The following is a 5,174-nucleotide window of genomic DNA, read 5'->3' on the forward strand; positions in this document are numbered from 1 at the left end:
GCTGGCCAATTATGGACTGATCCGCAAAAAGGATGTGGTTCTGGATTACGGCTGCGGCAAAGGCCGCGTGGATTTCTTCCTTGCCTATCAGACCAAGGCAAAGACCATTGGCATCGAATACGATGAACGCCTGTATCAGAGCGCGCTAGAAAATCAGAAAACGGCTGTTTCAAGGGCAAAGACGGCCTTCGCAGCGGCGCGGGCGGAAACCTATGCCGTGCCGGCGGAAGTCAACAGATGTTATTTTTTCAACCCGTTTTCTGTGGAGCTTCTGCGGAAGGCATTGGCGCGGGTGGTGGAATCTTACCATGCAAACCCGCGGGAAATGCTGCTGTTTTTCTATTATCCTTCGGAAGCCTACCTTTCCTGCCTGACGGAGATGGAAGAACTGGAATTTTATGATGAGATCGACTGCAGAGATCTGTTCGCGGGGGATGACCCCAGAGAGCGGATTGTGGTTTATAAAATGGGAGAAAAACAGTAAAGAAAAACAAAAGGAACCCGAACGGTGATGAGATCGGGTTCCTTTTTTCGCGGAGTTTCGTTTTTAAATGCCTGCCAGACGATCCAGTTTTCTGTTTCTGAAATACAGCAGGATATCTGCCGTTACCATGGCAAGGTTCAGGAAATAGAAAAACAGCACATACCATTTGTCGGCAAAGGCTGCCATATAGGCTTCGTTTGTAAATTTGGAAGCGATGCCGGCGATATAGCCCAGAAAGATCAGACACAGGAAGGCGAGACTTTTCCCCTTTGCGGTTCTGACTTTATAGGATTTGATCACGTTCATGGGCCAGGAAGCCCCAAAGCAGAGGATCATGGTGATTTCTAATAATTCGGACATATATTGACTCCTTTCGGTTACAGGTGACAAGACAACAGAAGTATTTTCGCACATCCCCATGGAAAAAACAAGAGAATTTCTGCATAAAAAAAGAGGTCATCAGACCTCTTTTGTGTTCAGCTGTTTTTAAATACTTCTTTATCGATGGCATTGTTCTGGTGGGCAACGATGGTCGTGCAAACGGCGTCACCGGTAATATTGACAGCCGTACGAGCCATATCCAGAATACGGTCGATCCCCATGATCAGCCCGATGGCTTCTACGGGCAGGCCAACGGAGTTGAATACCATGGTCAGGGTGACCAGACCAACGGAGGGGACGCCGGCAGTACCGATGGAAGCCAGTGTCGCTGTGCCGATTACGGTCACATAATCCATGGGGGTCAGCAGGATGCCAAAGGCCTGAGCGGCAAATACGACCGCAACGCCCTGCATGATGGCAGTACCGTCCATATTGATGGTAGCCCCCAGAGGGATGGTAAAGGAAGAGATCCTTTTGGAAACGCCCATTTTTTTCGCCAGTGTGTCAATGGACATGGGAATGGTCGCATTGGATGTGGCGGTGGAGAAGGCGAAGGCCATTACGGGGAAGAAGTTTTTAATAAACTTGATGGGATTCAGGCCGGTGAAAATTTTCAGCAGGCCCAGATATACGAAGAAGCACTGTACGCACAATGCCAGCAGAACGCCGATCATATATTTTGCCAGAGGCAGGAAGGCGGAGAAGCCGATGCCTGCGAATGTTCTGGAGATCAGGCAGAATACGCCAATAGGTGCCAGACTCATGACCATCATGGTCATTTCCATCATCACATCATTGAACTGGCTGAAGAAGTTGGCAACGGTTTCTGTTTTTTCGCCCAGCTTTGCCAGAATGACACCGACGATGAGGGCAAATACGATAATCTGCAGCATGTTGCCGTTTGCCAGAGCGCCAAGGGGGTTATCGGGGATGATATTCAGAATGGTCTGGGCCATGGATGTGGATTCCATGGTCTGCACCTCTGCCGCATTGGCGGAAATGGCGCTCATATCCAGACCTACGCCGGGATCCAGAATGTTTCCCATGCCCAGCGCAACGCAGATAGCCAGTGCGGTGGTAGCCAGATAAAAGGCCAGCGTACGCACGCCGACGGTGCCCAGTTTTTTGGTATCCCCAATGGCCATGCTGCCGCAGACGATGGAGCAGAACACCAGAGGAACGACCAGCATCTTCATCAGGCGGATGAAGCCCTGACCGACAATATACAGGATACCTTCGACTAAAATATTATCTTTGATATGACCGGCAGGCACTGCGTAATGCAGAACCATACCGAAGATGGCGCCGAAGATCAGAGAAATGAAGATCTTGGTGGTCAGCCCCATTTTCTTCTTTGCTTTTGTATTTTCCATAAATTTAAGCCTCCAAATATTCTTTCAGGGATTCCTGCCATGTGGGCATCTCGTAAACATCGATGATGCGCAGGATAAAGTTGTCCAGAACGGCGTAGGCAGGGCGTGCCGCTGTGGGAACATCTGCCGCCAGTGCAGGGGTCAGCTTCAGGTTTTTTCCGGACAGTTTCAGAATTTCTTCTGCAAATTCATAACGGCTGCATTTGCCTTTGCAGGTTGCGTGGTAGGTGCCGTATTCGTTTGTTCTGATCAGATGCAGGATGATGCGGGCCAGATCCTTCGCGCTGGTAGGAGAGCCGAACTGATCTGTGGGGATGGCAGCTTCTGTTTCTGTTTCCGCAGTCTGCAGCAGGGCATTTACAAAGTTTTTGCCTTCGCCGTAGACCCATGTGCTGCGGACGATAAAATGTTTATGGGTAAATTCCTTCACGTAATTTTCTCCGGCTCGTTTGGAGCGGCCGTATACGGTCAGGGGGTGGGTATCGTCAAATTCGGTATAGGGTTTTGTGTTGTGGCCGTCAAAAACGTCATCGGTGGAAAGCTGTACGATTTTTGCGTTGTGTTTTCTTGCTACCAGAGACAGGTTTCTTGCGCCCAGCGCATTGACGCGGTAGGCCAGTTCCGGCTCTGCTTCGCAAAGCTTCGTGTCGGTCACGGCTGCGCAGTTGATGATGATATCGGGGCGGTTGATCTCACCGTAGCTCAGCACAGCTTCTGTTTCGGTAATGTCCAGTTCTTCTTTATCGGTGCAAAGGACTTCCAGTTCCATGGGGTCCAGTACGGAAAGGATGGCCTTGCCGACCTGACTTTCGGAACCAACGATCCAGAGTTTTAACATAAATATCCCTCCAATTTTTACAGAAATCTATATAATTATACAGAAAAATACAGGAATATACAAGGGGGAGGGGCAGAGTTGCTGCTTTTGACGAAAGAAAAGGATGTATTGTTGTGTGGGTCTAAAAACGGCCTAGTGGGACAAAGATGTGTAACAATTGACGGAAAAATGGTAAAATTGTGCATTTTCAACGTATACTTTTTATAACTAGTAAAAAAAAGTTTATTTTTGTGCAGAATTTTTGTGGGATATTCCATTGACAATAAAATATATTTTAGTTATACTGCGTTGTGTAAATAAAAAATAAATACGTTTCCATTTTATAATTATTTACCCGATCCCCTGATCCACGAAATCAGGGGATTTTTTTTGTCCGAATTTCTTTGAAAAACAATGCGAGAAGTCCTCTGAAAACAAGGCTTTCGGTTTAGAGAAAATTTTCTTTCTGTTTAATATTTGTAAACAAAATGCAGGTGAAATTCCATTTTTTCGGTTGGAATTCATTGAAAACAAAGGTTTCGTTAAAATTGCACGGGAAAACGTACAATTTTCCTCTGCGAAACATAAAAAGTTTAATAAATCGAATTTTTTGTTTTATATCTATTGCATTTTCTGGAAAGTAGGATATAATGAGTGAGACCGGCAGAAATACTGTCGCTTTTTGTAATTCGAAAAAATATGGGAGAAAAGGAGATGCAGGCCATGGAGATCGGTCAAAAAATCAAACAGCTGCGCATACAAAAGGGTCTGACGCTGGAAGAACTGGCCAGCCGCAGTGAACTGACGAAGGGCTTCCTGTCCCAGATGGAAAGAGACCTGACTTCTCCTTCCATTGCTACGCTGAACGATATTCTGGAGGCGCTGGGAACGACACTGGCAGAGTTTTTCAAGGAAGAAAAGGAAGAACAGCTAGTGTTTCATAAGGAAGATTTCTTTGTGGATGAAAGGGAAAATTACACCATCCGCTGGATCGTGCCAAATACCCAGAAAAACGAGATGGAGCCCATTCTCATCGAACTGCCGCAGGGGGGCGAAAGCTTTGTGATGGATCCCCACAGCGGCGAAGAATTCGGTTATGTGCTGGAAGGTGCTGTGATCCTGATGACGGGAGAAAACAGACAGATCGTCCATAAGGGCGAAACCTTTTACCTTTCCGGCAAAACCAGACATTATCTGAAAAATGAAAAGAAAACAACGGCAAAGGTGCTGTGGGTATCCACACCTCCTTTGTTCTGATATACATCTATACAGGAGGACATGAAATGAAGAAAAAACTCATTCAGTTCAAAAACATCGTGAAAAGCTACGAAGACGGCAAAGTCGTTCTGAAGGGCATCAATCTGGATATTTATGAAAATGAATTCGTAACACTGCTGGGCCCTTCCGGTTGCGGTAAAACTACCCTGCTGCGTATTCTGGGCGGCTTCCTCAATGCCGATCAGGGGCAGGTCATTTTCGACGGGCAGGATATTTCCAATACTCCCCCTTATAAAAGAGAGGTCAATACGGTTTTCCAGAAATACGCCCTCTTCCCTCACATGAATGTATATGATAACATTGCCTTCGGTCTGAAGCTGAAAAAAGAACCTAAGGATATCATCGAGCAGAAGGTAAAACGTATGCTGAAACTGGTGAATCTGGAAGAATATGCAGACAGAAGCGTTACAGCCATGTCCGGTGGTCAGCAGCAGCGTATCGCCATTGCCCGCGCGCTGGTAAACGAACCCAGTGTCCTCCTTCTGGACGAACCTCTGGGCGCACTGGACTTAAAGCTGAGAAAAGAAATGCAGCACGAACTGAAAAAGATCCAGCAGGAAGTTGGCATCACTTTCATTTATGTAACCCACGATCAGGAAGAAGCCCTGACCATGTCTGATAAGATCGTTGTTATGAACGAAGGGGAAATTCAGCAGATCGGCAGCCCCACAGATATCTATAACGAACCCGTCAACGAATTCGTTGCCAACTTCATCGGGGAATCCAACATCATCGAAGGGATGATGGTAGACGATTATAAAGTGGTGTTCGAAGGCAGACGCTTTGACTGTGTGGACTATGGTTTTGGTAAAAATGAAGTGGTTGACGTTGTCATCCGTCC

General features: G+C 46.8%; 6 protein-coding genes. 3 read left to right on the top strand and 3 right to left on the bottom strand.

Features of this window, described 5'->3' with window-relative positions; all coding sequences use genetic code 11:
• A partial coding sequence (locus ACJMLT_RS00210) for a methyltransferase domain-containing protein (protein WP_405724805.1) occupies positions 1-484 on the top strand: 484 nt, incomplete at its 5' end.
• A gap of 63 nt (positions 485-547) precedes the next feature.
• On the opposite strand, the gene ACJMLT_RS00215 is transcribed toward ACJMLT_RS00210, so the two are convergent.
• From ACJMLT_RS00215 to rfbD, 3 genes are all read right to left on the bottom strand, one after another.
• Complete coding sequence (locus tag ACJMLT_RS00215) at positions 548-844, bottom strand: hypothetical protein (protein WP_405724808.1); 297 nt, start codon at positions 842-844, stop codon at positions 548-550.
• Positions 845-960: 116 nt separating this feature from the next.
• Positions 961-2,238: a dicarboxylate/amino acid:cation symporter gene (locus ACJMLT_RS00220; RefSeq protein ID WP_405724811.1), complete on the bottom strand. Its 1,278-nt coding sequence runs from the start codon at positions 2,236-2,238 to the stop codon at positions 961-963.
• A gap of 4 nt (positions 2,239-2,242) precedes the next feature.
• Positions 2,243-3,076, bottom strand: coding sequence for a dTDP-4-dehydrorhamnose reductase (gene rfbD, locus ACJMLT_RS00225; RefSeq protein WP_405724814.1), 834 nt, complete (start codon positions 3,074-3,076; stop codon positions 2,243-2,245).
• 702 nt (positions 3,077-3,778) lie between these two features.
• On the opposite strand from rfbD, the gene ACJMLT_RS00230 reads away from it, so the two are divergent.
• Together ACJMLT_RS00230 and ACJMLT_RS00235 are read left to right on the top strand one after the other, a co-directional pair.
• A complete protein-coding gene (locus tag ACJMLT_RS00230; RefSeq protein ID WP_405724817.1) occupies positions 3,779-4,312 on the top strand; it encodes a helix-turn-helix domain-containing protein in 534 nt (177 codons plus the stop codon).
• A 26-nt stretch (positions 4,313-4,338) separates the two neighbouring features.
• On the top strand, positions 4,339-5,174 hold an 836-nt coding region (locus ACJMLT_RS00235), incomplete at its 3' end, for an ABC transporter ATP-binding protein (RefSeq protein ID WP_405724820.1).

The sequence above is a fragment of the Anaerotignum sp. genome, assembly GCF_045122575.1.
GTDB lineage: Bacteria > Bacillota > Clostridia > Lachnospirales > Anaerotignaceae > Anaerotignum_A.

Excerpts from the sequence above, each read along its gene's own strand:
- rfbD (WP_405724814.1), bottom strand. The coding sequence starts at position 3,076 with ATGTTAAAACTCTGGATCGTTGGTTCCGAAAGTCAGGTCGGCAAGGCC.
- ACJMLT_RS00220 (WP_405724811.1), bottom strand. The coding sequence starts at position 2,238 with ATGGAAAATACAAAAGCAAAGAAGAAAATGGGGCTGACCACCAAGATC.
- ACJMLT_RS00230 (WP_405724817.1), top strand. The coding sequence starts at position 3,779 with ATGGAGATCGGTCAAAAAATCAAACAGCTGCGCATACAAAAGGGTCTG.
- ACJMLT_RS00215 (WP_405724808.1), bottom strand. The coding sequence starts at position 844 with ATGTCCGAATTATTAGAAATCACCATGATCCTCTGCTTTGGGGCTTCC.